Source organism: Salinifilum aidingensis, assembly GCF_054782015.1.
In genome coordinates this window covers 185811-207844 of sequence record NZ_BAAGTH010000003.1, presented here as the reverse complement: position 1 = coordinate 207844, position 22034 = coordinate 185811, and the positions used below count along the sequence as shown (strand labels likewise).

The 22034-nt window shown below is 73.3% G+C and carries 23 protein-coding genes and 1 tRNA gene; 6 read left to right on the top strand and 18 right to left on the bottom strand.

What is annotated here, in order from left to right; all coding sequences use genetic code 11:
• Positions 1-227 precede the first annotated feature (227 nt).
• From ACYVJE_RS06030 to ACYVJE_RS05980, 11 genes are all read right to left on the bottom strand, one after another.
• On the bottom strand, positions 228-1052 hold the full coding sequence (locus tag ACYVJE_RS06030; protein ID WP_461143654.1) for a glycerophosphodiester phosphodiesterase family protein: 825 nt from the start codon (positions 1050-1052) through the stop codon (positions 228-230).
• Between the two features lie 63 nt (positions 1053-1115).
• Positions 1116-2027 carry a DUF4328 domain-containing protein gene (locus ACYVJE_RS06025; RefSeq protein WP_461143653.1) on the bottom strand — a complete coding sequence of 304 codons (912 nt, stop codon included), beginning with the start codon at positions 2025-2027 and terminating at the stop codon, positions 1116-1118.
• Complete coding sequence (locus ACYVJE_RS06020; RefSeq protein ID WP_459160118.1) at positions 2024-2332, bottom strand: rhodanese-like domain-containing protein; 309 nt, start codon at positions 2330-2332, stop codon at positions 2024-2026. The genes ACYVJE_RS06025 and ACYVJE_RS06020 overlap by 4 nt, the downstream gene beginning before the upstream one ends.
• Positions 2333-2478: 146 nt before the next feature.
• The gene (locus ACYVJE_RS06015) at positions 2479-4110 is read right to left on the bottom strand and encodes a solute symporter family protein (protein ID WP_459160117.1); all 1632 of its coding nucleotides are present in this window, start codon (positions 4108-4110) and stop codon (positions 2479-2481) included.
• Positions 4110-4460, bottom strand: coding sequence for a DUF485 domain-containing protein (locus ACYVJE_RS06010; RefSeq protein ID WP_459157844.1), 351 nt, complete (start codon positions 4458-4460; stop codon positions 4110-4112). Before ACYVJE_RS06010 ends, ACYVJE_RS06015 begins: the two co-directional genes overlap by 1 nt.
• Before the next feature lie 288 nt (positions 4461-4748).
• Complete coding sequence (locus ACYVJE_RS06005; protein ID WP_461143652.1) at positions 4749-6515, bottom strand: sodium/solute symporter; 1767 nt, start codon at positions 6513-6515, stop codon at positions 4749-4751.
• A complete protein-coding gene (locus ACYVJE_RS06000; RefSeq protein ID WP_459157842.1) occupies positions 6512-6919 on the bottom strand; it encodes a hypothetical protein in 408 nt (135 codons plus the stop codon). Before ACYVJE_RS06000 ends, ACYVJE_RS06005 begins: the two co-directional genes overlap by 4 nt.
• A gap of 24 nt (positions 6920-6943) precedes the next feature.
• The gene (locus ACYVJE_RS05995) at positions 6944-7783 is read right to left on the bottom strand and encodes a LytR/AlgR family response regulator transcription factor (protein WP_459157841.1); all 840 of its coding nucleotides are present in this window, start codon (positions 7781-7783) and stop codon (positions 6944-6946) included.
• 263 nt (positions 7784-8046) lie between these two features.
• Positions 8047-8958 (bottom strand): S49 family peptidase, encoded by a 912-nt coding sequence (locus ACYVJE_RS05990; protein WP_459157840.1) that lies wholly within the window; start codon positions 8956-8958, stop codon positions 8047-8049.
• Positions 8959-9142: 184 nt separating this feature from the next.
• Entirely contained in the window at positions 9143-10576 is a 1434-nt protein-coding gene (locus tag ACYVJE_RS05985) for a histidine kinase (RefSeq protein ID WP_461143651.1), read from the bottom strand.
• Between the two features lie 219 nt (positions 10577-10795).
• On the bottom strand, positions 10796-11233 hold the full coding sequence (locus ACYVJE_RS05980; protein WP_461143650.1) for a DUF983 domain-containing protein: 438 nt from the start codon (positions 11231-11233) through the stop codon (positions 10796-10798).
• 235 nt (positions 11234-11468) lie between these two features.
• Between ACYVJE_RS05980 and ACYVJE_RS05975 the strand changes: the two genes are divergently transcribed.
• Positions 11469-11543 (top strand) — tRNA-Gly (locus tag ACYVJE_RS05975).
• Positions 11544-11676: 133 nt separating this feature from the next.
• Positions 11677-12234, top strand: coding sequence for a TIGR03086 family metal-binding protein (locus ACYVJE_RS05970; protein WP_461143649.1), 558 nt, complete (start codon positions 11677-11679; stop codon positions 12232-12234).
• A gap of 90 nt (positions 12235-12324) precedes the next feature.
• Here the strand turns inward: ACYVJE_RS05970 and ACYVJE_RS05965 are convergent, their stop codons facing one another.
• Positions 12325-12912, bottom strand: a complete 588-nt coding sequence (locus ACYVJE_RS05965) for a TetR/AcrR family transcriptional regulator (RefSeq protein ID WP_461143648.1) — start codon at positions 12910-12912, stop codon at positions 12325-12327.
• A gap of 66 nt (positions 12913-12978) precedes the next feature.
• On the opposite strand from ACYVJE_RS05965, the gene ACYVJE_RS05960 reads away from it, so the two are divergent.
• A complete protein-coding gene (locus ACYVJE_RS05960) occupies positions 12979-13530 on the top strand; it encodes a hypothetical protein (RefSeq protein ID WP_461143647.1) in 552 nt (183 codons plus the stop codon).
• 66 nt (positions 13531-13596) lie between these two features.
• On the opposite strand, the gene ACYVJE_RS05955 is transcribed toward ACYVJE_RS05960, so the two are convergent.
• The 3 genes from ACYVJE_RS05955 to ACYVJE_RS05945 are packed head-to-tail and all read right to left on the bottom strand — an operon-like array spanning position 13597 to position 14404.
• Positions 13597-13809, bottom strand: a complete 213-nt coding sequence (locus ACYVJE_RS05955) for a hypothetical protein (RefSeq protein ID WP_461143646.1) — start codon at positions 13807-13809, stop codon at positions 13597-13599.
• The gene (locus tag ACYVJE_RS05950; RefSeq protein ID WP_461143645.1) at positions 13806-14123 is read right to left on the bottom strand and encodes a hypothetical protein; all 318 of its coding nucleotides are present in this window, start codon (positions 14121-14123) and stop codon (positions 13806-13808) included. Before ACYVJE_RS05950 ends, ACYVJE_RS05955 begins: the two co-directional genes overlap by 4 nt.
• Positions 14120-14404, bottom strand: coding sequence for a zinc finger protein (locus ACYVJE_RS05945; RefSeq protein WP_461143644.1), 285 nt, complete (start codon positions 14402-14404; stop codon positions 14120-14122). Before ACYVJE_RS05945 ends, ACYVJE_RS05950 begins: the two co-directional genes overlap by 4 nt.
• 218 nt (positions 14405-14622) lie before the next feature.
• Between ACYVJE_RS05945 and ACYVJE_RS05940 the strand changes: the two genes are divergently transcribed.
• Both ACYVJE_RS05940 and ACYVJE_RS05935 read left to right on the top strand, forming a co-directional pair.
• Complete coding sequence (locus ACYVJE_RS05940) at positions 14623-15486, top strand: helix-turn-helix domain-containing protein (protein ID WP_459157832.1); 864 nt, start codon at positions 14623-14625, stop codon at positions 15484-15486.
• Between the two features lie 20 nt (positions 15487-15506).
• The gene (locus ACYVJE_RS05935) at positions 15507-15704 is read left to right on the top strand and encodes a DUF397 domain-containing protein (RefSeq protein WP_461143643.1); all 198 of its coding nucleotides are present in this window, start codon (positions 15507-15509) and stop codon (positions 15702-15704) included.
• A 48-nt stretch (positions 15705-15752) separates the two neighbouring features.
• On the opposite strand, the gene ACYVJE_RS05930 is transcribed toward ACYVJE_RS05935, so the two are convergent.
• The gene (locus ACYVJE_RS05930) at positions 15753-15935 is read right to left on the bottom strand and encodes a helix-turn-helix domain-containing protein (protein WP_461143642.1); all 183 of its coding nucleotides are present in this window, start codon (positions 15933-15935) and stop codon (positions 15753-15755) included.
• Between the two features lie 206 nt (positions 15936-16141).
• Complete coding sequence (msrA, locus tag ACYVJE_RS05925) at positions 16142-16807, bottom strand: peptide-methionine (S)-S-oxide reductase MsrA (RefSeq protein ID WP_461143641.1); 666 nt, start codon at positions 16805-16807, stop codon at positions 16142-16144.
• Between the two features lie 295 nt (positions 16808-17102).
• Between msrA and ACYVJE_RS05920 the strand changes: the two genes are divergently transcribed.
• Positions 17103-18545, top strand: coding sequence for a hypothetical protein (locus ACYVJE_RS05920; protein ID WP_461143640.1), 1443 nt, complete (start codon positions 17103-17105; stop codon positions 18543-18545).
• Positions 18546-18818: 273 nt separating this feature from the next.
• Here the strand turns inward: ACYVJE_RS05920 and ACYVJE_RS05915 are convergent, their stop codons facing one another.
• Positions 18819-22025, bottom strand: a complete 3207-nt coding sequence (locus ACYVJE_RS05915) for a methyltransferase domain-containing protein (RefSeq protein WP_461143639.1) — start codon at positions 22023-22025, stop codon at positions 18819-18821.
• Between the last annotated feature and the right edge of the window lie 9 nt (positions 22026-22034).

Sequence of the window (22034 nt, the reverse complement as noted above, 5' to 3'; positions counted from 1 at the left end):
GCTGTTCAACACCCCTCCTGACCAGGGGTTTGGATATTTCTCGAGAAATGCGCAAACCCCTCGATGCGGTGAGGTGCTTGCGAAATGGCCGCCATTGCGCCAAGCGGCTCGATCGAGCGGGCCACGCGACCGCCGGAGCTCCGCATTTCCACGCCGCAAGCGGCCATGAGTCAGCCCGCCACGCCGTCGGGCCGCCGCGATGCCACCGCCGCAGGCCGGTCGCACCGTCAGGCGGCCACGCGCTCGGCCGGGGCGAGCCGGTTCAGGTGGCTGCGGGTGGCCGCGGGCGCGTTCGTCGCGAGGTACCGCACCCCGGCCTGCCGGCACAACGCGATGTCGTCCGGGGCGTCCACGGTCCAGCAGTAGGTGCCGTGCCCGTGCCGCGCGGCGCGGGCGACGAACCCGGGGTCGGAGCGGACGACGTCGATGCCCGGCCCGGCGTGGTCGACCCACGGGGGCAGGGCGCCGGAGCGCCAGCGCCGCCCGCCCTCGAACAGCAGCACCGTCGGCACGGTGGGGGCGAGCCCGCGGAAGCGGCGCACAGCGGCGGAGGAGAAGGACATCATCACCGCCGAGGGATCGTGCTCTCCTGCGGTGAGCATGCCGTGGCGGTGCAGTTCGCCCGCCAGGAGCCGCTCGACGAGACCGCCGTAGCGGACCGGGTGCTTGGTCTCGACGAACAGCCGCACCGGCCGGGCGAAGTCGCGGATCATCCCGAGCAGTTCGGGCAGCGTCAGCACGCCGCGCTCGGGGGACGGCGGGTCGCACAGCAGCCGGTCCGCCGAGGCCGGCCAGCGCCGCTGCCAGCTGCTGAAGTCCCAGCCGGACATCGCGGGAACGGTCAGGGTGCTCACCACGCCGCTCCCGCTGGACGTGCGGTCCACGCGGCGGTCGTGCACGAGGACGAGCTGGCCGTCCCTGCTCACGCGGACATCGCACTCGACGGCGTCGGCGCCCTGTCGCATGGCCAGTTCGTAGGCGCCGCGCGTGTGCTCGGCGCGGTCGGCCGAGGCTCCACGATGCGCGACGACTTCCGGGGTCGACTGCGGCACACCCTCAGTGTGCTGACGCAGCGTGAACAGTGTCCGCCAACTGTGACCTACACGGCGAAAGTGTCACCGAGGTGAGGCACGGGGGCGTGCACGCCGCGGAGGCAGTTCGGCCCCGCGCACCGCGACGACGCGGTCGCGCCGCAGCTCGGTCGGGTCGAGCGGCGCGAGCAGCCGCCGCAGGTGCAGCACCACCCGGGACGACAGCACGGCCACCGCCGCGGCCACCGCGGCGATCCACGCGTGCAGCAGCACGCCGTCGGCCTCCGCCTGCACGCCGTCGCGGAAACCCCAGGCGATCCCGGTCCAGCCGAGCAGCAGGCTCGCCGACCAGCACGCCCACCACACGCGGACCAGCGGCGACGGCACCGGCCGCCCGGACGAGCTGCGGTCCCCGGTGCCGATCAGCGCGGTGTGCTCCAGCTCCGCCAGCGCGGCACCGGGCACGATCAGGTTCCACCCGGGCACGAGCGTCCCGAGCACCACGGTCCAGTCCGAGCGGGCGTTGCGCACCCCGGCGCCCCGGGCCGCCGCGGCCCGCGCGCGCACCAGCCACACCAGCGCGCACCCCGCGCTGATCACCGCCGCGACCAGCAGCAGCGTTTCGCTGAGCACCACGAGCGCGTCCGAGGCGGCCACCACCGCCGCCGACAACGTGCCCGAGCGGCTCATCAGCAGCAGCCCGTAGCGCCACAGCTCGGCACCGAGGGCCAGCAGCGCCACAACGGCGGTGCACCGCAGCCACAGGGCGGTCGGCCGCGTGATCGCGGCCGTGCGGGCGCCCGCGTCCGCGCGCAGGTCCGCGGGCACGCCCCGCGGCCGCCGCCACGCCACCCGCGGGAAGCCCCACCGGGGCGGGGCGGCGTACGCGGGCGGACCGGTGTAGCGGTGCGGGCCGCGGCGCACCGGCCGGGAGCGCGGAGCTCCCGGCGGTGTGGCGACCCACCGCACCGGTGGGCGCTGCGGCTCCGCGGTCACAGCACGTACGGCTCCGCGTCCGGGTCATCGGAGACCACGCTGCGCCCGTTCGCGGCCCAGCCGTTCATCCCGCGCTCGACGTTGACCGCGTCCCAACCGTTGGCGTTCAGGTACGCGGTGACCTTGGACGACCGGCCGCCGGAACGGCAGATGACGTACAGCTGGTCGGCCTCGGGCACCTCGTCGAGCCGCTGGGGGACCTCCGCCATGGGGATGTGCACCGCCTCGGGGGCGTGGCCCGCGGTCCACTCCTCGTGCTCGCGGACGTCCAACAGGGCGCTGCCCTCAGGGATCTGCGCGGGCATGTCCTCCGGCTGCACACCGGGAATCTGACCAGGCACTGGAGTAGTCACGCCCCGATGCTGCCACGCGGGCCCGGCCGCGCGCCGCCGGGTCGGCGGGCGCGGGCCGGGCCCGCTGCCGGTGTTCCGGTCGCTCAGCGCTCGAGCGCTCAGTGCTCGGCCGTGGCCTTCTCGGCCCCGGCGCCGGTCAGCGACCGCACCTCCATCTCCGCGTACTTCTCCGCGTCGTGGGGCTCCTTGCTCAGCACCGTGCCCAGGTAGCCGAGCAGGAACGACAGCGGGATGGACACCAGGCCCGGGTTGGACAGCGGGAACCAGGCGAAGTCCGCGCCCGGGAGCATCGCGTCCTCCGAACCGGACACCGCCGGCGAGAAGACGATCAGCCCGACGGTGCTGATGAGACCACCGTAGATGCTGCACAGCGCACCGGTGGTGTTGAACCGCTTCCAGAACAGCGAGTACAGCAGCGTCGGCAGGTTCGCCGAGGCGGCCACCGCGAAGGCCAGCGCCACGAGGAAGGCCACGTTCTGCCCGTTCGCGGCGATCCCGCCGAGGATCGACACGAGGCCGATGACCACGGCGGTGATCCGGGCGACCTTGACCTGCTTCTCGCTGTCCTCCTCGCCGCGCTTGATCACGTTGGTGTAGATGTCGTGCGCGAACGAGGCGGAAGCGGTGATGGTCAGACCGGCCACCACGGCGAGGATCGTGGCGAAGGCGACCGCGGAGATGAACCCGAGCAGCAGCGGGCCGCCGATCACGAAGGCCAGCAGCGGCGCCGCCGCGTTCTCCCCGCCCGGTGCGTTCTCGATCGTCTCCGGGCCCACCAGGGCCGCCGCGCCGTAGCCGAGCACGAGCGTGAACAGGTAGAACAGCCCGATCAGCCAGATGGCCCAGACGACCGAGCGGCGCGCCTCCTTCGACGTCGGCACGGTGTAGAAGCGCATGAGCACGTGCGGCAGACCCGCCGTGCCCAGCACCAGGGCCACGCCGAGCGAGACGAAGTCCAGGCGGCTCATCGCCGACTCGCCGTACTTCGCACCCGGGTTGAGCAGCGCCTCACCGCCCGGGCCCGCGCTGTCCACGGCGGAGCCCATCAGCCCCGAGAGGTTGAACCCGAACATGGCCATGACCCACACGGTCATGACACCGGTGCCGGCGATGAGCAGCGCGGCCTTGACGATCTGCACCCACGTGGTGCCGCGCATCCCGCCGATGAGCACGTACACGATCATGATCATGCCGACGATCGCGATGACCAGCGACTGCCCGGCGCGGCTGCCGATGCCGAGCAGCAGCGCGACGAGCCCGCCCGCACCGGCCATCTGCGCCAGCAGGTAGAAGAAGGTCACGGCCAACGTGGACAGCGAGGCCGCGGTCCGCACGGGGCGTTCCCGCATGCGGAAGCTGAGCACGTCGGCCATCGTGTAGCGGCCGGTGTTCCGCAGCAGCTCGGCCACCAGCAGCAGGGCCACGAGCCACGCGACGAGGAAGCCGATCGAGTACAGGAACCCGTCGTAGCCGTAGACGGCGATGGCCCCCGCGATCCCGAGGAACGAGGCGGCCGAGAGGTAGTCACCGGAGATGGCGATGCCGTTCTGCGCGCCCGAGAACGCGCGCCCGGCGGCGTAGTAGTCGGTGGCGCTGCGCGTGTTGCGGCTGACGCGGAACACGATCACGAGCGTGGCCACCACGAACAGGGTGAAGATCGCGATGTTCAGCCACCGGTTCTCCGAGGTGGGGCTCTGCGCGAGCGGGGAGAGCTCGAGTGCGGGCCGGATCACCGGTCGTCTCCTTCCACTTCCTCCCGGATGCGCTCGGCAGCCGGGTCCAGCCGTCGGTTGGCGAAACGCACGTACAGCGTGGTGATCGCGAAGGTCGACACGAACTGCAGCAGGCCCAGCACCAGGCCGACGTTGATGTTGCCGACCAGCTTGATGCTCATGAACCCGTGCGCGTAGTCGGCGAGCAGCACGTAGATCAAGTACCACGCCAAGAACAGCGCGGACACCGGGAAGACGAAGCGGCGCAATCGCCGCCGCAGGTCCGCGAACTCGGAACCGGCTTGCACGTCAGCCCAGGTCTCGGGAGGATTTCCCGCCCCGGGCTCGTGCTCGTCAGTCGTGCTCACTGTGCTCCTTCCACATAGCGGCTCCCCAACTCGGAACCGACGTCGCTGTCGCCCCTGGACAGTCGGTTCGGCCTGCGAACGCTACGGAGGCGTGCAGGAATTGTGAAGGGACGCCGGAAGGCGCGGGTCTAACGATCGAGTGACGCCGGCGGGGGTTCCCGCACATTCCACAGGGGACTGCACCCGTTCAGCGGTTGACCCGGGAATTCCCACCGCTCGGCGAGGCGGTTCCGCCGCTGTCAATGCTCCGCGCGGAGCATTGCTGCGCGCGGAGGTCCCGTGGGCGGGCTACTCGCGGTGGTGCCGCCCGCCGCGCCGCGGGACCTGCGCGTCGTGCCGCGGTCCCGGTTCCCGCTCGTGGAAGCCCAACCGGTCCGGCGCGTGCAGCCGCAGCATCACCCGGCCCGCGCGGGGCGGCACCCGGCCGCGCGTCGCCGCGCTCACCGCCCAGGTCACCGCGAACGCCAGCGGGACGGTCACCAGCGCGGGCTGGCCGAGCAGCGCCGACCACCACACCTCCGCACCCGCCCCGGCGAGCACGTGCGCCACCAGCGACACCAGCACCAGCACCCCGCCGGTCACCATGCCGCTGAGCGCGCCCGCCGCGGTCAACCCGCGCCACCACACCCCCAGCACCAGCACCGGGCCGAACGTCGAAGCGGCCAGCGCGAACGCCATGCCCACGCTGCGCACCAGGTCCTGCCCGCCGACCACCAGCGCCACCAGGGCGGCCACCAGGCACGCCGCCACCGCCATCGAGCGCACGTCCCGGAAGCGCTCCGGCACCACGTCCACCGCCAGCACCCCGGCCAGGCTCACCACCAGACCGGTCGATGTGGACAGGAACGCCGCGAACGCACCGGCACCCGTCACCGCAGCGAGCAGGCCGCCCACCCAGTTGTCCAGCATCGCCTGCGGAAGCAGCAGCACCGCCGCGTCCGTGCGGCCGGTGACGAGCAACTGCGGCACGTACAACCGGGACAGCAGCCCGAACACCGCGGGGAACAGGTAGAACGTGGCCAGCAGCGCCAGCACGTACAACGCGGTGCGCCGCGCCGCATGCCCGTTCGGGTTCGCGTAGAAGCGCGCCAGCACGTGCGGCAGCCCCATCGTGCCGAAGAACGTCGCCACCAGCAGCGAGTACGTCTCCACCAGCTCGCCCGCACCACCGCTGAACGGCCGCAACCACTCCGCGTTGGTCGCCTCCGCACCGAGGACGACCGGCGCCGGGCTCCCCGCCGGGAACCGCAGCTCGCTTCCCGCGCTGATCTCGTGCTCGCCCGGCTGCAGCTGCACGGTGCTCACCTGCCCGCCGGTGCGCTGCTCCAGCCGGGCCGGAGCGGTGACGCGCAGGAGCACGTCGGTGTCCACCGACACCGTCGTGGCGTGCTCGAACACGGGCGGCGCCGGTGCATCCAGCTCCTGCGGCACGTCCGCCCGCGCGCCCAGGAACACCACGAACAGGGCGAACGCGGGCAGGGTGACGGCGAAGAGCTTCACCCAGTACTGGAAGGCCTGCACCACGGTGATCGCCCGCATGCCACCGGTGAGCACGCTGGTCACCACCACCGCGACGACGACGGCCAGGGCCGCGGCGAACCGCAGCCCCGTCGCCGCGGCCAGCGTCGACCCCGCTCCCTGCAGCTGCGGGACGAGGTACATCAGACCGGCGAGCACCACGAACGCGGTGCACACCCGCCGCAGCCGCGGCGAGTCCAACCGGGCCTCGGCGAAGTCCGGCAGCGTGTACGCGCCGGAGCGGCGCATCGGGGCGGCCACGAACAGCAGCAGCGCCAGGTACCCCGCGGCGAAGCCGACCGGGTACCACAGCGCGTCCGCGCCCTCCTTGACCACCAGCCCCGCCACGCCGAGGAAGGAGGCGGCGGAGAGGAACTCGCCCGAGATCGCCGCGGCGTTGCGCTCGGCCGGCACGAGGCGGCGCGCGGCGGACGGGTCCGTCGTCGTGCGGGCCGAACGCACCGCCCACAGGCCGATCGCCAGGGTCGCACCGGCGATGGCCACCATGCCGGTCAGCGACCACGGGTCCGGCGTCACTGCTGCTCCACCATGTGCACGAACTCCCGCTCGTGGCGTTCGGCGAACCGCGTCGCCACGACGCCGACCAGCAGCAGGAACGGGTAGATCAGCACTCCCACCAGCAGCCACGGCAGCGGGACGCCGAGCACGCTCGCGCGCGCGAACGCCGGGAACGCCCACAGCAGCAGCGGCAGGGACAGCAGCACGAGCGCGGGCAGCCCAGCGGCCGCGAGCACCGTGCGCAGCTGCGCGCGGACGAGGTGGCGCACCAGCACCTCACCGACGCTGGTCTGCTCCTCCAGCTCCATCATGGTGCGCGCGACCTGCCGGGTCCGCCGCCGGTCGGCCAGCACCACGCGCTTCCGGCGGGGTCGGGAGGACGTGGCGAACCGGCCGCGCCGGTCCGCGATCTGGCGGGTCATGCGCTCGCGGACCATGACGTCGCGCTACTCCCAGCCCTGGCGCGGGGCCCGCACCAACCGGTCCTTCAACTCCCGCGTGTGCCTGCGGCTGACCGGCAGCTCCTCCTCGGGGTCGCCGAGCACGACCGAGTACCCCGAGGAGGACATGCGCAGCTCGGTCACCTGCGCCAGGGACACCAGGTACGAGCGGTGGATCCGCAGGAACCCGGCGTCGCCCCACCGCTCCTCCAACTGCGCCAGCGGGATGCGCACCAGGTGCGAGCCCTCCGCGGTGTGCAGGCGGGCGTAGTCGCCCTGGGCCTCGACCCAGCGCACCGAGCGGCGCGGCACGAGCTTCGTGGTGCCGGCGAGTTCGACGGGGATGACCTCGTCGTCCTCGCCCGGGTCGGAGGAGGTCAGCGCCTCCTGCTGGGTGCCGGGCTCGACCGCCGCGTTCACCCGCGCGTCGCGTTCCACGGCCCGCAGCGCGCGGTCCACGCGCTCGGTGTCCGCGGGTTTCATGATGTAGTCGATCGCGCCGACCTCGAAGGCCTCCAGCGCGTTCTCCTCGTGGCCGGTGATGAACACCAGCGCCGGCGGGCGGCGGAACGCGGAGAGCACGCGCGCGAGCTCCATGCCGCTGAGGCCGGGCATGGACACGTCGGCGAACACCACGTCGACGGGGGGTAAGTCCTCGGCCACCCGCCGCGCGAGCTCCGGGTCGTCGCCGCGCAGCACGCGCAGCGCCTCCGCCGCGTCGAACACGCTGATCACGCGCCCCACGCGGGGATTCGACTCCAGCAGGTACTTCGTCTCGTCGAGCCCGGCCACCTCGTCGTCCACGGCGAGGACGACGAGTCCGGAAGTGTGCTCTCGGGTACTCACTGCACTGCCACACCCTGCCGCGCCGACGGCGCACTGTCCACGTCTCCACCCAGCCCCGCACTGCGCGGTCCACGCCGCGCGATCCCGCACCGCGGTCGGCACCGCTCGGTGATCCACGACATGCGCTGGGTGTTCAAAAGTACGTGCTCACGCAACGCACAGAACACCGGGGCAGCCCCGGAGGTCGTGACGCGCCGCAGTGACCGGTCCCCGCGCCCGGAACGCGGGCGCCCGCACCGGTCCCGCTGGTGCTCGCAGCCGGTTCACAGCCCGAAGCGCGACCACAGCGCCCGGTGCTCCAGCGCCTCCACTGTGGACATGACCGGGTCCGATCCGCCGAGCAGCGAGCCGAGCCCGGTGGACGCCGGCGAGGACACGCCCAGCCGCGCCAGCAGCGGTTTGCGCGGCTCGACGGAGACCAGGTGCGCGTCCGGGAACTTCTCGCGCACGACCGAGCGCATCGTGCCCAGGCCGTCGAGCAGACCGAGGTCGACCCCCTTGCGCCCGGTGTAGACCTCGCCGCTGAACAGCTCCTCGCTGTCGGCGAGCCGGTCCGCGCGGCGCGCGGTGACCCACTCGCGGAACTGCTGGTGCAGTTCGTTCTGCATCCCGGTCAGCCACTCGACGTCGTCGTCCTTCTCCGGGCGGTACGGGTCGAGCCGCACCTTGTTCTCACCGGCCGCGTGCACGCGGCGTTCCACGCCGATCCGGTCCAGCAGGCCGTGCAGTCCGAACCCGGCGGTCACCACGCCCACCGAACCGATCATCGAGGTGCCGTGCGCGTAGATCTCGTCGCCCGCGCAGGCCAGCCAGTACCCGCCGGAGGCGGCGACGTCCTCGCAGAACGCCAGCACGGGCACGTCCTTGTCCTTCGCGAGCTCGCGGATGCGCTCGGCCACCAGGGCCGACTGGGTGGGCGAACCGCCGGGCGAGTTGATGGCCAGCGCCACCGCCTGCAGCCGGTCGTGCGCGAACGCCCGCGACAGCGCGGTCTCCACGTTCTGCATCGAGATCGTGGGGCGGCTGACCGGCGAGGGCGTCGAGGTGATCACGCCGTGCAGCCGGACGGCGGCGACCACCGGTCCGCGCTCGGCGCGCTCGCCCAGCTTGCCCGGCAGCTTGCTCGGCAGGCCGGTGAGCACATCGCTGAACTTCTGCGGAGTCTTGTCGGTCATGCTCCGCACGCTACCGAGCCGCGCCGCCTCGTCCCACCGGCCACGCCAGCAGGTGTGGACAGCTCGCAGGGCTGTGGATCACCAACCGCAGTCTTCACCACAACGGGTGATCACGTGCCTGCCGTTCCTTCCCCGTCCAGATGATCTCGCCATCCGGGTGATCGCGCTCGTGCCGCGGGAAGCCTCAGTGCAGGGGCGCGGCGGTCCGCGAGGACCCCTGCCCGCCGCGCACCCGCCGCTCGTTCGAGCGGGTCCGGGCCTGCTGCTCGCCAGCTGACCGCTCGCCGGTCTGCCCACCAGCATCCTGCTCGTCACCGGCCTGCTCCCCGGCGGCCTCCGCCGCACCGGACTCCGGCTGCGCCTCGTCCCCACCGGGCGAGTCCGACTCCCCACCGGGCGAGTCCGGCTCCCCGCCGGTCGACTCGGGGGACACGCGCACTCCCGGGGCGAACTTCGGCACGCGCATCAGGACCTTCATCCCCGCGCCCTGCTCGGTCTCCACCACGAGCGCGTAGTCGTTGCCGAACGTGGCCCGCATGCGGTTGTTGATGTTGCCGAGCCCCACGTGCGCGCCGGTCATGTGCGCATCGGCCAGCTCGGCGTCGAGCCGGTCCGGATCCATGCCCACGCCGTCGTCGTCGACGCTGATCAGCGCCTCCGCGCCGTTGTCCTCGGCGATCAGCGTGACCGTCCCGCCGCCGGGCTTGTCCGCCAGGCCGTGCCGCACCGCGTTCTCCACCAGCGGCTGCAGCGCCAGGAACGGCACGACCACGGGCAGCACCTCGGGCGCGATCTTGAGCTGGACCTTGAGCCGGTCCGGGCCGAACCGGGCCCGCTCCAGCGTGAGGTAGCGGTCGATGTTGCGGATCTCGTCGGCCAGCGTGGTGTACAGGCCGGTGGTGCGGAACGAGTACCGCGTGAAGTCGGCGAACTCCTGCAGCAGGTCCCGCGCGTGGTCGGGGTCGGTGCGGATCAGCGAACTGATCGTGTTCAGCGCGTTGTAGATGAAGTGCGGGGAGATCTGCGCCCGCAGCGCGCGCACCTCGGCCTGGGCGAGCTGGCGCCGCGACTCCTGCAGCTCGGCCAGCTCCAGCTGGGTGGCCACGTGGTGGGCGACCTCCCCGCTCGCCCGCAGCAGCCGCTTGCGGTCGCCGTCGGCGATGATCACCAGCGCACCGCGGGTCTCACCCTCGACGTCCAGCGGCACGACGATCGCGTGCCGCATCGGGCAGGAGCGCTGCTCGCAGGGGACGTCGGAGTGCTCGACGTACTCGCGCTTGCCCGTGCGCAGCACCTGCTCGATCGTGCCGCGCAGGTCCTCGTAGTGGTGGTTGGCCCCACCGTCCCAGCTGAGCAGCTGCCCCTCGGCGTCGACGATGCCGACGGCGCCGCAGGAGAGCAGGTCCCGCAGGTGCGGGGCGGTCCTGTCCGCCGACTCCTGGCTCAGGCCGTCCCGCAGGTGCGGGGCGGCGCTGGTGACGCGGTGCAGCGCGGCGAGGGTGGCGTCTTCCACGGAGGTGCTCACCCGGCGGGCGCGGCACAGCAGCACGAACATCCCGAGCACTGCCAGTGCGGCGAACGCCGTGAGCACCGTGCGCTCCGTCAACAGCTCCGGCACGGGCTTCACTATTTCCGATGGCCACCGGCCGGGACAAGGTAACCACGTCGGGTGCACTTCGTGCGTCGACGAGCGGTAGCCGCACTTCCGCTGAGCAGAACGAGCGCGGCCGAACTCCGCCGCGCCCCCGCTGCTCCGCGAGCGGGCGCGGCACCGGCGACGCCGCTCCGCGCCCGGGGGACGCGGGAGTCCGCGGCCGGCCGCTCGACCGGTCGCGACCTACTCGACCGGTTGCAGCTCCCCGTTCATGTCGGGCTCGGCGTACAGCTCGATGTGCCGGGCCACCTGCGCCGCCTGCTGGCGCACGTTGACGGGGCCGCGCACCGACCCGGTCCACTTCTCCGGCGGGTGCTCGTCGGCGTCGCCCGGGGTGCTCGCGGTCAGCTGCCAGGGGCGGCGCATGATCCAGCGCACCGGGAAGAACAGCACCAGCACGGCCAGGGCCGCGATGAGCCACACCGGCACGACGACACCGTCGGGCGTCCACAGCACGAACAGCACCACGAGGAACAGCAGCGCCGAACCCATGAGGATCGGCGGCATCGAGCCGCCGTTGATGTCGTGCTCGAACTCGTCGGGAGCCAGTGGGTTGGACCACTCGACGTGGGCCTCGATGCTCCACTCCCGGCCATCGGATCCCCGTACGACCCGGTTCATCCTCGCCTCCCGCCAGGCGGTCCGCACACGTGTGCACGTTGATCATGCGCGGGCCCACCGTACCGCGCGGAGCCCCGCCGCGGAGAGGGAAGCGCGGTCGAACCGCCCCCATCGTTGGAGCGGACGCACCGCGCCGAGCCGGCGGCGGCTCCCGGCGAGGACCCCCCGTCGGGTCCCGTGCGGGGGTGCGTTAGTGTGGTGGCACCGGCGAACGAGGCCGGGACGAAGAGAATATGCGGATGTAGCGCAGCGGTAGCGCATCAGCTTGCCAAGCTGAGGGTCGCGGGTTCGAATCCCGTCATCCGCTCCACCCGAAACCCCCGGTCCGCGGACCGGGGGTTTCGTCGTGCGCCGCCGGCAGGAGCTGCCCGGGAGAGGTCCTCGCGGCGAGGTGCGCCTTTCCGGGAGATGTGCGCACCGCTCCCACCGGCTACGTTGCCGCCATGGACGTGAAGCGGACCTTCTTCGACGGCTTGGAACTCTTCGGCGGGGCGGTGCGCGCCGTACCCCCGGACGCCTGGGACAGGCCCACCCCCTGCGCCGAGTGGAACGCGCGCCAGCTGGTGGGACACCTGGTGAGCGTGCTGGAACTGGCCGGCGCCACCATCCGCGGCGACGAGAACCCGCCCGGTTCCACCGCCCCCGCGGAGCTGGGCACGGACCCGGCGGCCGAGTGGCCGCGCGCGGCGGCACGCACCCGTGCGGAGGTGGAGCGCGCCGATTTGGACGAGGTGCGTACGACCATGTTCGGGGAGGTCCCGCTGCGGCAGGCGCTGGGATTCCCCGCGGTCGACCTGTACCTGCACACCTGGGACCTCGGCCGCGCCCACGGGCGCCGGGTCGCACTCCCCGACCACGTGCTGACGTGGGCGGAGCAGTTCCTGCGGCAGATCCCGGAGGAGGCGCTGCGCTCGCCGAACGCGTTCGGGCCGGAGCAGCCGGCTCCGGAGGGGGCGGACGCGACGGAGCGGTTGATGGCGTTCCTCGGCCGCACGCCCTGAGGAGCGGGGTCCGCTCCCCGTCCCGGAGCCGGCGTGCCCGAACGCGGTCGCGTCCCGAGCTCCGGTCCGCCCGAGTCCCGGCTCGTCCGCTCAGCCGCTCGCGATCGCGGCGAGTTCGCGGTCCAGCTCCGCGCGCACCTCGGCCTCGCCGATCCGCCCGAACAGCAGGTGCAGCGACAGCCCGTCGACGAGGAGGTGCAGGCGGCGCGCGGAGCCCTCGACGTCCTGCGCGCCCCCACCCGCCAGGTGCTCGACGACGTCCCGCAGAAATGCGCGGAGCTCGTCGAAGTGCCGCCGCTGCTGCTCGGCGACGCCCGGATCGACCCGCGCGAGGTCGAGGAACGCGAAGGAGATCGCGGCTTCGGTGCTGCGCTCCGCGTCGAACGGCAGGACCTCGCCGATCAGCTCCCGCGCGGCCGCGCACCGCGTCCTGCCCGCGAAGCCGCGCTCCATCCGCTCGCGGAGGCGGGCGGCGACGCGTTCGGCGACCAGTTCCGCGGTGAAGGCCAGCAGCTCCGCCTTCGTCGCGAAGTAGTGGCGCAGGGCTCCGGTGGACCAGCCGGACTCGGCGGCGACGGTGCGGATGCTCACCGCCTCGGCCCCCTCGCGCGCGACGAGCCGCTGCACCGCCGCGCCGATCTCGGCGCGGCGCTGCTCGTGATCGACCACCTTGGGCACGTGGCTTTTATAGCACGACCGTGCTACAAAGGTTTCAACACAGTCGTGCTAAAAAATGGGGGAGTCATGCTGGTCGGACTCATCGTCGGCTGCGAGATCGGCTTCTGGGCGCTGCTGCTCGCCGGGCTCGCCGCGCGCTACCTCGCGCGGCGCAACCGCCTGAGCACGGCGCTGCTCGCGGCCATCCCGCTCGTCGACGTGGTGCTGCTGCTCGCCTCGGTCGCCGACCTGCGCACCGGTGGCGCGGCGAGCCCGGTGCACGGCATCGCCGCCATCTACCTGGGCGTGACGGTGGTGCTCGGCCCGGCGATGGTGCGCCGGGCCGACGAGCACTTCGCCCACCGCTTCGCCGGCGGACCGCCGCCGACCCGCGCACCCCGCACCGGACGCGCCAGGGCGCGGCACGAACGGCGGCAATGGCTGCGGCACTTGGCGGCGTGGACCCTCGGCGCGCTCATCGGCGGCGTGTTCCTGCTGCTCATCGGGGACCTGCAGGCGGCGCTGCCCGCCCTGCAACCGCTGAAGGTGTGGACGATCGTGCTCGCGGTCGACGCGCTCATCACTCTGAGCTACCAGCTCGCCCCTCCCCGCCGGGAGCGGGAGCCGCAGCGCGGCTGAGACGACGCGGCCCGGGCCCGCGCACGCGGGCGGCGCCCGATGCCCGATCGACCCGCGCATCCGCCGTCACGCGCGGTGAGCGGAACCCGGGAGCGGAGGAACGGTCCGGGCCGGCAGCTGGTCCTCCGGCGCGACGCCGTGCCGCGCGATGAACGCGGCCACCCGCGCGGACGACTGCGCCGCGGGCGTGCGCGGCCGCTGCAGCGACCACCACGCCGCCGCCAGCCCCGCGACGTCCACGGTGACCACGAGAGCGATGACCAGGAAGAACGGGATCACGCGGCACCTCCCGCGGTGCACTGGTCCTCGTGCGCGTCCAGCTCCTCCGCATCGGTGGAGTACCAGCCGCAGCGGTAGCACGACCGCGACAGCCGCTCCCGGTACTGCTGCTGGGTCTCGTCCGGGCGCCTGCGCATGTGCGGAGGCCGCCCGCTCGACCGCCTGGTGCTCGGGTAGGCCGCCCGCCCGCTCGGCTGCGCGCTCGGTCGCCCGGGGGCCAGGCCGGCCGTCCGGTCGGCCGCCTGCTCGGTCCCCTGCTCCGCCGCCGGACCGTCCGCCCGCACGCTCGGCGGGCCCGTCCGCCGCCCGGTCACCGCGCCCTCCCGGTGGACCGCCGCTGCGCGCCGGCATCCCGCCGGTGCGCGCGGATCTCGGCACGCGAGCGGGCCCCGACCAGCGCACGGGCGCGCTCGTCGCAGTCCGGGCAGGTCTCCCACAGCCACGCGACCTCCCCGGCCGCCGCGGGCACCTCCTCCCCGCACAGCGTGGACACCACGACGTCCGGCGGGTGGACGCGACCGCTGCGCGGCGGCCGCGGATCGGTGGTGGCGTGCCTCGCGCCCTGCGCCGGCACCCACGAGAACGGATGGGGCATCTCGGGGCTCCTGCCTTCTTGCGCTCCTGTCCGCCGGGTTGCCGCTGAGCCGATATGAGGGCTCGCGATCTTGAGGAGACATTCACACAAGACATGTCCCATATCAAGTTTTCAAAGGACTATTCCCTTGAGATGCACTCGAACGGTGTACAACGATCACGGGAGGATGCGCGTGCCACACTGCTCGAGCGCCAAGTAGCTGCTTCGAAAGGTCAGCCATGACACGTACTCCGGGGCCGAGCGTCCGCCGCCGGCAGCTCGGTGCCATGCTGCGCCAGCTGCGACAGGAGTCGGGATACACGCTCAAGGACGCGGCCGAGTGGCTGGGCATGGGCGAAAGCGGCGTTTCGAAGCTCGAGAAGGCCAGGTCCGTCATCAAGGCGCAGACCATCCGAGCGCTCGGCCAGTTCTACGACGTGGACGCCGCCAAGCTCGACTACCTGCTCCGCCTGGCCAACGAAGCGAACCAACGCGGTTGGTGGGCGGCCTACCGCGACACGGTCCCCGAGTGGTTCAGGACCTTCGTCAGCCTCGAGGCCGACGCGCTCGATCTCTGGAACTACGAGGCCGAGCACGTCCCGGGGCTGCTGCAAACATCCGGGTACGCCAGGGAACTCCTCCGCGCGAATCGTCCCGACCTTTCCGAGGACGAGATCGAGCGCCAAGTGCGGGTGCGGCAAGAACGGCAGACCCGGATCGACGACGAGGAACCGCCGAGGCTGCACTTCTACATCAACGAAGCCGTCATCCGCCGTCCGACGGCCGACCCGTCCGTCTGGGGTGAACAGCTCGACTTCCTCGTGAAAGCGTCCCAGCTCGAGCACGTCTCGCTGCGCATCCTGCCGTTCACCGCCGGCATTCATCCCGCCATGGCCGGAGCGTTCGTCATGATGCAATTCCCCGAGGAGGATGCGGCCGCGTTCGTGTACGTCGAGAACGAACGCGGTGGGATCTACCTGGAAGACCCCGGCGACATCCACCGCTACACGTTCATCGTGCACACGCTCGACGAGCAGCAAGCGTTGAGCTGCGCGGAATCGCGCACGATGCTGGTGGAAGCAGCTGAAGAGAACAACACATAGGCGGAAGGGCGAACACGACCATGTCCGGCATCAAGCCAACCCATTGGCGCAAGCCTGAACGTTCCGGCAGCAACGGCGGCAACTGCGTCGAAGTCGGCCGCATCGGCGGCGGCGCCGCCGTGCGCGACACGAAGAACCGCGCGGCCGGCCACTTCACCACCAGCCGCGCCCAGTGGCAGGCGTTCATCGCGGCCCTGAAGACCGACCGCTTCACCTGAGCACGAGCGCAACGGCGTCCCACCAGCCGGCGGGGCGCCGCGCGCCGACTACACCGCCGAGGTCCGTGCGGTGAAGCGAACGTCCAGCTCAGCACCGAGCGCACGGGCGAGGCGTTCGAGCACGGGAATCGTCGGAACGGTGCCGCCGGCTTCGAAACGCGCCACTGCCGGCTGGGTCATGTCGGCCTCTTCAGCGAGCTCGGCCTGGGTCCACCCGAGTCGCTCGCGCATCTCGCGAACCCGCTTGCCGAGTTCGAAAGTCAGGCGTGGGCTTCGCAGGCCTCCTCCGCACCGGGCTCGCTCATGCGCCTGTCGCGGAGCTCGCGCCAATCAGCCCGCTCGGCCACCTGCCTCACTCCCCGTAGTGCTCCTCGACCGCGTGCGCTTCCGCCGTGCAGCGCTGCATCGCCCTTCGAGGGCGTTCCACTTCGCGCGGCTCACTCCGCGGTGACGCCGAGGCCCGCCGGGCAGGCCACGCCCGTCCCGGCGATGCCGCAGTAGCCGAACGGGTTCTTCGTCTCCGCCAGGTACTGCTGGTGGTAGGTCTCCGCGTAGTAGAACTCGCCGAGGTGGGCGATCTCCGTGGTCACCTCGCCGTGGCCGGCCTGGCGGAGCGCGTCGGCGTAGGCCTCGCGGCTCGCCTCGGCCTGCCGCAGCTGCTGCTCGTCGGTGCAGTACACCGCCGAGCGGTACTGCGTGCCCACGTCGTTGCCCTGCCGCATGCCCTGCGTCGGGTCGTGGTTCTCCCAGAACACGCGCAGCAGGTCGGCGTAGCTGATCAGCTGCGGGTCGAACACGACGAGCACCACCTCGGCGTGCCCGGTCAGACCGCTGCACACCTCTTCGTAGGTGGGGTTGGGGGTGTAGCCGCCCGCGTAGCCGACCGCCGTGGACCACACGCCCCCGGTCCGCCAGAACACGCGCTCCGTGCCCCAGAAGCAGCCCATGCCGAACACGGCGGTGCGCAGACCTTCCGGAAACGGCGGCGCGATCCGGCGGTCCGGATGCACCTCGTGGTGCTCGGCCACGGGCATCGGCGTGGACCGCCCCGGCAGGGCCGCACCGGGCTCGGGCATCGTGCTCTTGTTCCCGAAAAGCGCCATGGGACCGAGGATACGCCCGCGACGCGGCCGCGCGTACCCGTGCGGGCACCCCCGCGCGTCCGCGCGGCCGTGCCCGCGGACGACCCGGCGCGTGTGCGCTGCAGCACACCTGCCCGCGATCGCCGGCGGAGCGGGCCCGCCCACCGGAAGACCGGCCCCGGCGGGCCCGTCCGGGAGCACGATTTCGCAGAGCTCACACCTCGGGTGGTGTACCCGGCGAAGAGCGCGACGTGCAGAATGACGACTGGTCGCGTGCCGGTTTCGCGTGGCCGGAAATCCGGAAAGGGAATCATCCGTGACCTGGCAAGACGAGCTGCAGCAACTCGACGCCGAGTTCGAGGCGGGCCGCATCTCCGCCGAGGAGCACCGCCGCCGCCGCGAAGCGCTCCTCGGAGCCGGCAGCACCGCCCAGCCGGACGCGTCCGAGCAGGACGCGCCGGAGCAGTCGCAGCACGGTCCCGCCGGAGCAGGCCAGGAGCCCGCCGCGGGCGGGGTCGACCCCTTTCCGCCGCCGTTCACCTGGCCCGGCTCGAACCGGAGCGGCGAGCAGGGCCGGAACGAGCAGCCGCATCCCCCGCCGGCGCCGCAGTCGCCGCGACCCGCGCAGCAGCACGGCCCGGCACCCCGACCCCAGCAGCCGGCACAGCCGGACCCGCAACCGCAGCAGGACCAGTCCCAGCAGCCGGAGCAGGCCACGGAGCAGAACGCGCCGGTGAGCCCCGCGGCGCAGCTGCCCCCGGAGATGGGCCGCGCGCAGTCACCGGCCGACGCCAACAGCACCCAGATCGTCGACCCGCAGCAGCTCGGCCAGGTCCAGGCAGCCCAGCAGGGCCAAGCGGCCCCGCAGGCGCCGCCGCAGCAGCCGCCCGGTCCGGGTCAGCCGCAGCCGGTGCAGCAGCCCTGGCCGCAGCAGCCGTGGGGAGGTCAGCACCCGCAGCAGGGCTGGGGCGTGAACACCGCGGGCACCCCGTGGGGGAACGCCGAGATCCCGCCGCCGGACGGCGGTGCGCCGTGGCTGCGCCACACCCCCGGCGGCTTCGAGGAGCCGATCGAGCGCAAACCCAAGCGCGGCAAGCTCTACGCCTGGCTCTCGGTCGTCGGCGTGCTGGTGGTCGCGGGGGCGGTGGCCGCGGTGGCGCTGTTCGTGCCGCTCGGCAGCGGTGACGAGCAGGCGCAGCAGCCCACCTCGCAGCCGGCCCCGCCCCCGCCGTCACCGACGCCGACGACGAGCGCGCCGCCGGAACCGCCCGCGCCGAAACCCGCACCGAAGGACTCGGGCCAGGTGCTCGTGCCCTCGCCGAAGCCACCGCACCCGTGGGCCGGCGGATTGGACCGGCGCGCGTGGGCGAGCCCGAAGGGGCAGGTGCTGAAGCCGCGCCAGGTGCGGGACTTCGCCTTGAACAACGGGCTGCGCGGGGGTTGGTTCTCCGGCAGCGAGGGCCCCGGCCCGCGCGTGACGATGCTCGCCCTGCGGATGCCGAACGAGCGCACAGCGCGTTCCGTGGCCGACCGGTACCTGCAGGCCCAGCGGGACCTGTCCCCCGTGGACGAGATGTCGTACCAGGGGGTCGAGGTGCTCGGCGGCGACGCCACGTACCGCACCGCCTACGTCGCCCACGACTGGGCCGTGATCGTCGACGTCAGCGGCGAACCGGAGCAGAGCAAGCAGGCCGACTCGCTGTTCTCCCGAGTGCTCGACGCGCAGCTGGCGAAGACCCCGCCCACCGTCCGCGACTGACCCCGAGCGGGGCGATCACCCCACCCCGCGAAGCTCCCGAACGGGACGATCACCCCGCCCCGATCGACCCCGCCTTCCGAGCTCCAGCGAGTGGCGAAGACCACCCGACACGCGGAAACCCTGTGGACAACTCAACCCCTTGTGGATGGATCATGCTCCATTCGCGTGGGGACGGCTTACAATTTTCATGAAAATTGTGCTCTCTGGAACGGGTCCAGAGAGGGGCACTCCTGCACGGAGCGGGGAGACAGGGGCCGGCGGGGCGCGGGGTGATCACCTCTCCGCGAGGATCTTGCCGAGTTCGAGCAGGCCCCGCACCGCCGCGCGGTGGGCCTCGGGGCCGCACTGCTCGGCCACGGCCTCCTGGCCGGCGCGGGAGAACTCCCGCCACTCGGCGCCGTCCGCGAGCAGGCGCACCGCGGCCTCGGCCAGTTCCGCGGGCGTGCCGCCGACGCGGATGCCCTCGCCGTCGCCGAGCAGCAGCCCTTCGGGCGCGATGCCCGTGCCCACCACCGGAACTCCGCACGCCAGGCTCGCGCCGACCACCTCCGCCGCCCCGGTGCCGAACCGCAGCGGTGCCAGGGTCACCCGGGCACGCGCGCACCACCGGGCGAGCTCGCCGCTGAGCTCGTGCACGGCCACGCCGGGCTGTTCCAGGTCGCGGACCTCGCCGGCGGGACCGGTGCCGACGATGTCCAGCCGGACCTCCGGGAACCGCCGCCACACCAGCGGCATGATCTGCTCGACCGCCCACCGCGCAGCGTCCACAGTGTCCTCTTCCGTGAAATCTCCTGCGAGGAGTACCCCCTCGCGATCACCAGGATCATCCTGGACGGACTCGATTCCCTGCACAGTGGACAGAACATGGACCTCCGGTTCCGGTGCCTCCCCGGTCAGCGCCCGCCGGTGCGCCGCCCCGGCGACGAGGACGGCATCCGCCGCCCGCACCGCGGCCAGTTCCCGCTCCCGCGCGGCGGCGCTGCGCCGGCGCAACGCGCTCGCCGCGTCCGCGTCGCCGAGTTCCGAGGCCAGCTCGGCCCGCCTGCGCAGCCCGAGGAAGGACGGTTCCACCGCGTCGTGGACGACGACCGCCCCGGGCGCGCTGGTGCGCAGCTGCTCCAGCAGCGCCCACGTCGCGCGCGAGCGGGACAGCACGGCCAGCGCGACCTCCGTTCCCACCTCGCGCAGGAACGCCTGCTGCGCAGCGGCCCGCGGCAGCACGAGCACCCCGAGCTGCCGCAGCTCGCCCGTGTCCGGCTCGGGCGTGCCGTGGTCGTCCGGGAGGAACACCACGCGACAGCCGAACTCCCGCAGCTGCTCCAGCAGACCGCGCATCCGCCGCGCCCCGGCGTCCACGCCCGGCCGCGGCACGCGCTCGCCCGCGACCAGCACCACGGGGCCGTGGTGGCCGTGCGTGCCGCGCTGCCGCGCCAGCCACAGGTCGCGCGCACCGGACCCCGCCAGGTGCTCGCGCTCGAGCACCTCCGCCCACTTGCCCGCGAACGCCGCGCGGTCGTGCTCGAGGCGCTGCGCGCGGTCCTGCTCGCCCCGGGGCTGCGCCGCACCCGGCTCCTGCGCACCGGTATCCCCGACGTCCCCGGCCGCGCGGTCCCAGCCCCCGGCGTCCTGAGCACCGACCTCCGGGGCACCGAGGTCCCCGGCCGCGCGGTCCTGGGCGTGCTGCACGACGGCGGCGCGCGGCTGCACCACGGTGCGGAAACCCGCCGCACGCGCGGCGAAGGACAGGTCCGCCCCGGCGTAGTCCGCCGAGGTGAAGCGCGCGTCGAACCCGCCGAGGTGGCGGAACAGCTCCGCCCGCACCAGCAGCGCCGCACCGGAGCAGTAGTCCACATCGCGCAACACCCCGGACACGGGGTCCTCGTCCGCACCGGAACCCGGTGAGTGCGCGGTGCCATCGGAGAAGACGACGCCGCCGGCCTGCCGCAGCCGACCGTCCGGCGCGAGGAGCGCGGCCCCGACCAGCCCGACGCCCCCGTCCGCGCGCAGCACATCGACGAGACCGTCCAACCAGGACTCGGTGACCCCGCCGGTGAGGAACAGCAGGAACTCGCCCCGCGCGTGCTCCGCGCCGAGGCCGCAGGCGCCGGCGAACCCGAGGGGGCGTTCGCCGCGCACCGCCCGCACTCCGCCGCACTCGGCCAGGCGCCGGGTGGTCTCCTCGGACGCGCCGTCGTCGACGACGATCACCTCGAACGGCGCGGAGACCACGTGCCCGGCCAGCAACCGCAGGCGCTCGCGCGTGCGCGCCCACGCACCGCCCGCCGGGACGATGACGCTGACCTGCGGATTCCGCGAACGCGGCACGTCGACCGGGCCGCTGCCGCCCCCGGCGGGACCAGGACCACCACTGGGACCGCCCCCGGTGACGGCACCGCCGGCACCGGGCAGGTGCCGCAGCGCGCCGTCGACGAGGTCGCGGCGCCGCGTCCCACCGGGGGCGACCCGGTCGACGGCGCGCCGCACCAGGGCGCTGCGCTGCTGCTGCTCGGCCTCCCGCGCGGTCAGCTCCGCCGCCACCTCCGCGACCCGGCTCTGCGCCGCGGCGGCGCGCCCCTCCAACCGCGCAGCCGTGTCACGCAGCCACTGCACCTGCTCCTCGGCCCGCTCCGCCCGCTGCTCGGCCCGCTCCGCCCGCTGCTCGGCCTCGGCGCAGTCGGCGCGCAGGCCGGCCGCCTCGTCCGCACCACCGCGCACCAGCTCCAGCTCGGGGTCGAGCAGCACCGCGGCCGCGGGCAGCTTCGGCAGCTGCCGGTCGGAGGCGAACCCGATGAGACCGGTGTGCGGCAGGCCCTGCCGCACCTGCCAGCCGGTGGCGGTGCGCTGCGCCGTCTGCAGCCGCACGCCCTCGATCGCCGCGTCCGGGTCCCCCGGGTCGCTGGGCACGACCAGCGAACCCGCGGCGGGGTTCTGCTGCAGCACCGCCACGTGGCGGAACGCGCCTTCCAGCAGCGAACCGAAATCGGGCGCGGTGAGCCGGCGGGCGGGGTCGACGGCCCCGCCCTCCTCCGCGGACGCCGTGTCCCCGGTCTCCCCGGCAGCGGCGTCCGGGGTGCTGATGAGGACGAGCCCGCCGGGCGCCAGGCGCGAGCGAATCGCGTCGAGGACGGATTCGTGGTCCTCGACGCGCTCGAGGACGTGGAAGCAGACGATCACGTCGAAGGGGCGCTGCTCGGCCAGCAGCTCCGGGTCGGTGACCGCACCGGCCTGGAACTCCACCCGCCGCCCGCCGTGGGCGGCGCGCGCGTGCTCGACGGTGTCCGCGTCGTCGACGCCGACCACCTCGTCGGCCTCGGCGGCGAGCAGCGCGGAGCCGCGGCCCTCGCCGCAGCCCAGGTCGAGCACGCGCCTGCCCCGCGCGTAGCGCGACGCCACCGCGTACCGGTGGTGCTCGCAGACCAGCCGCGGGTCGTCGCCGGCAGCGCGGCGCCGTCCGCTCGGCTCGCTCGATCCGTCCTGCATCTCACCGCC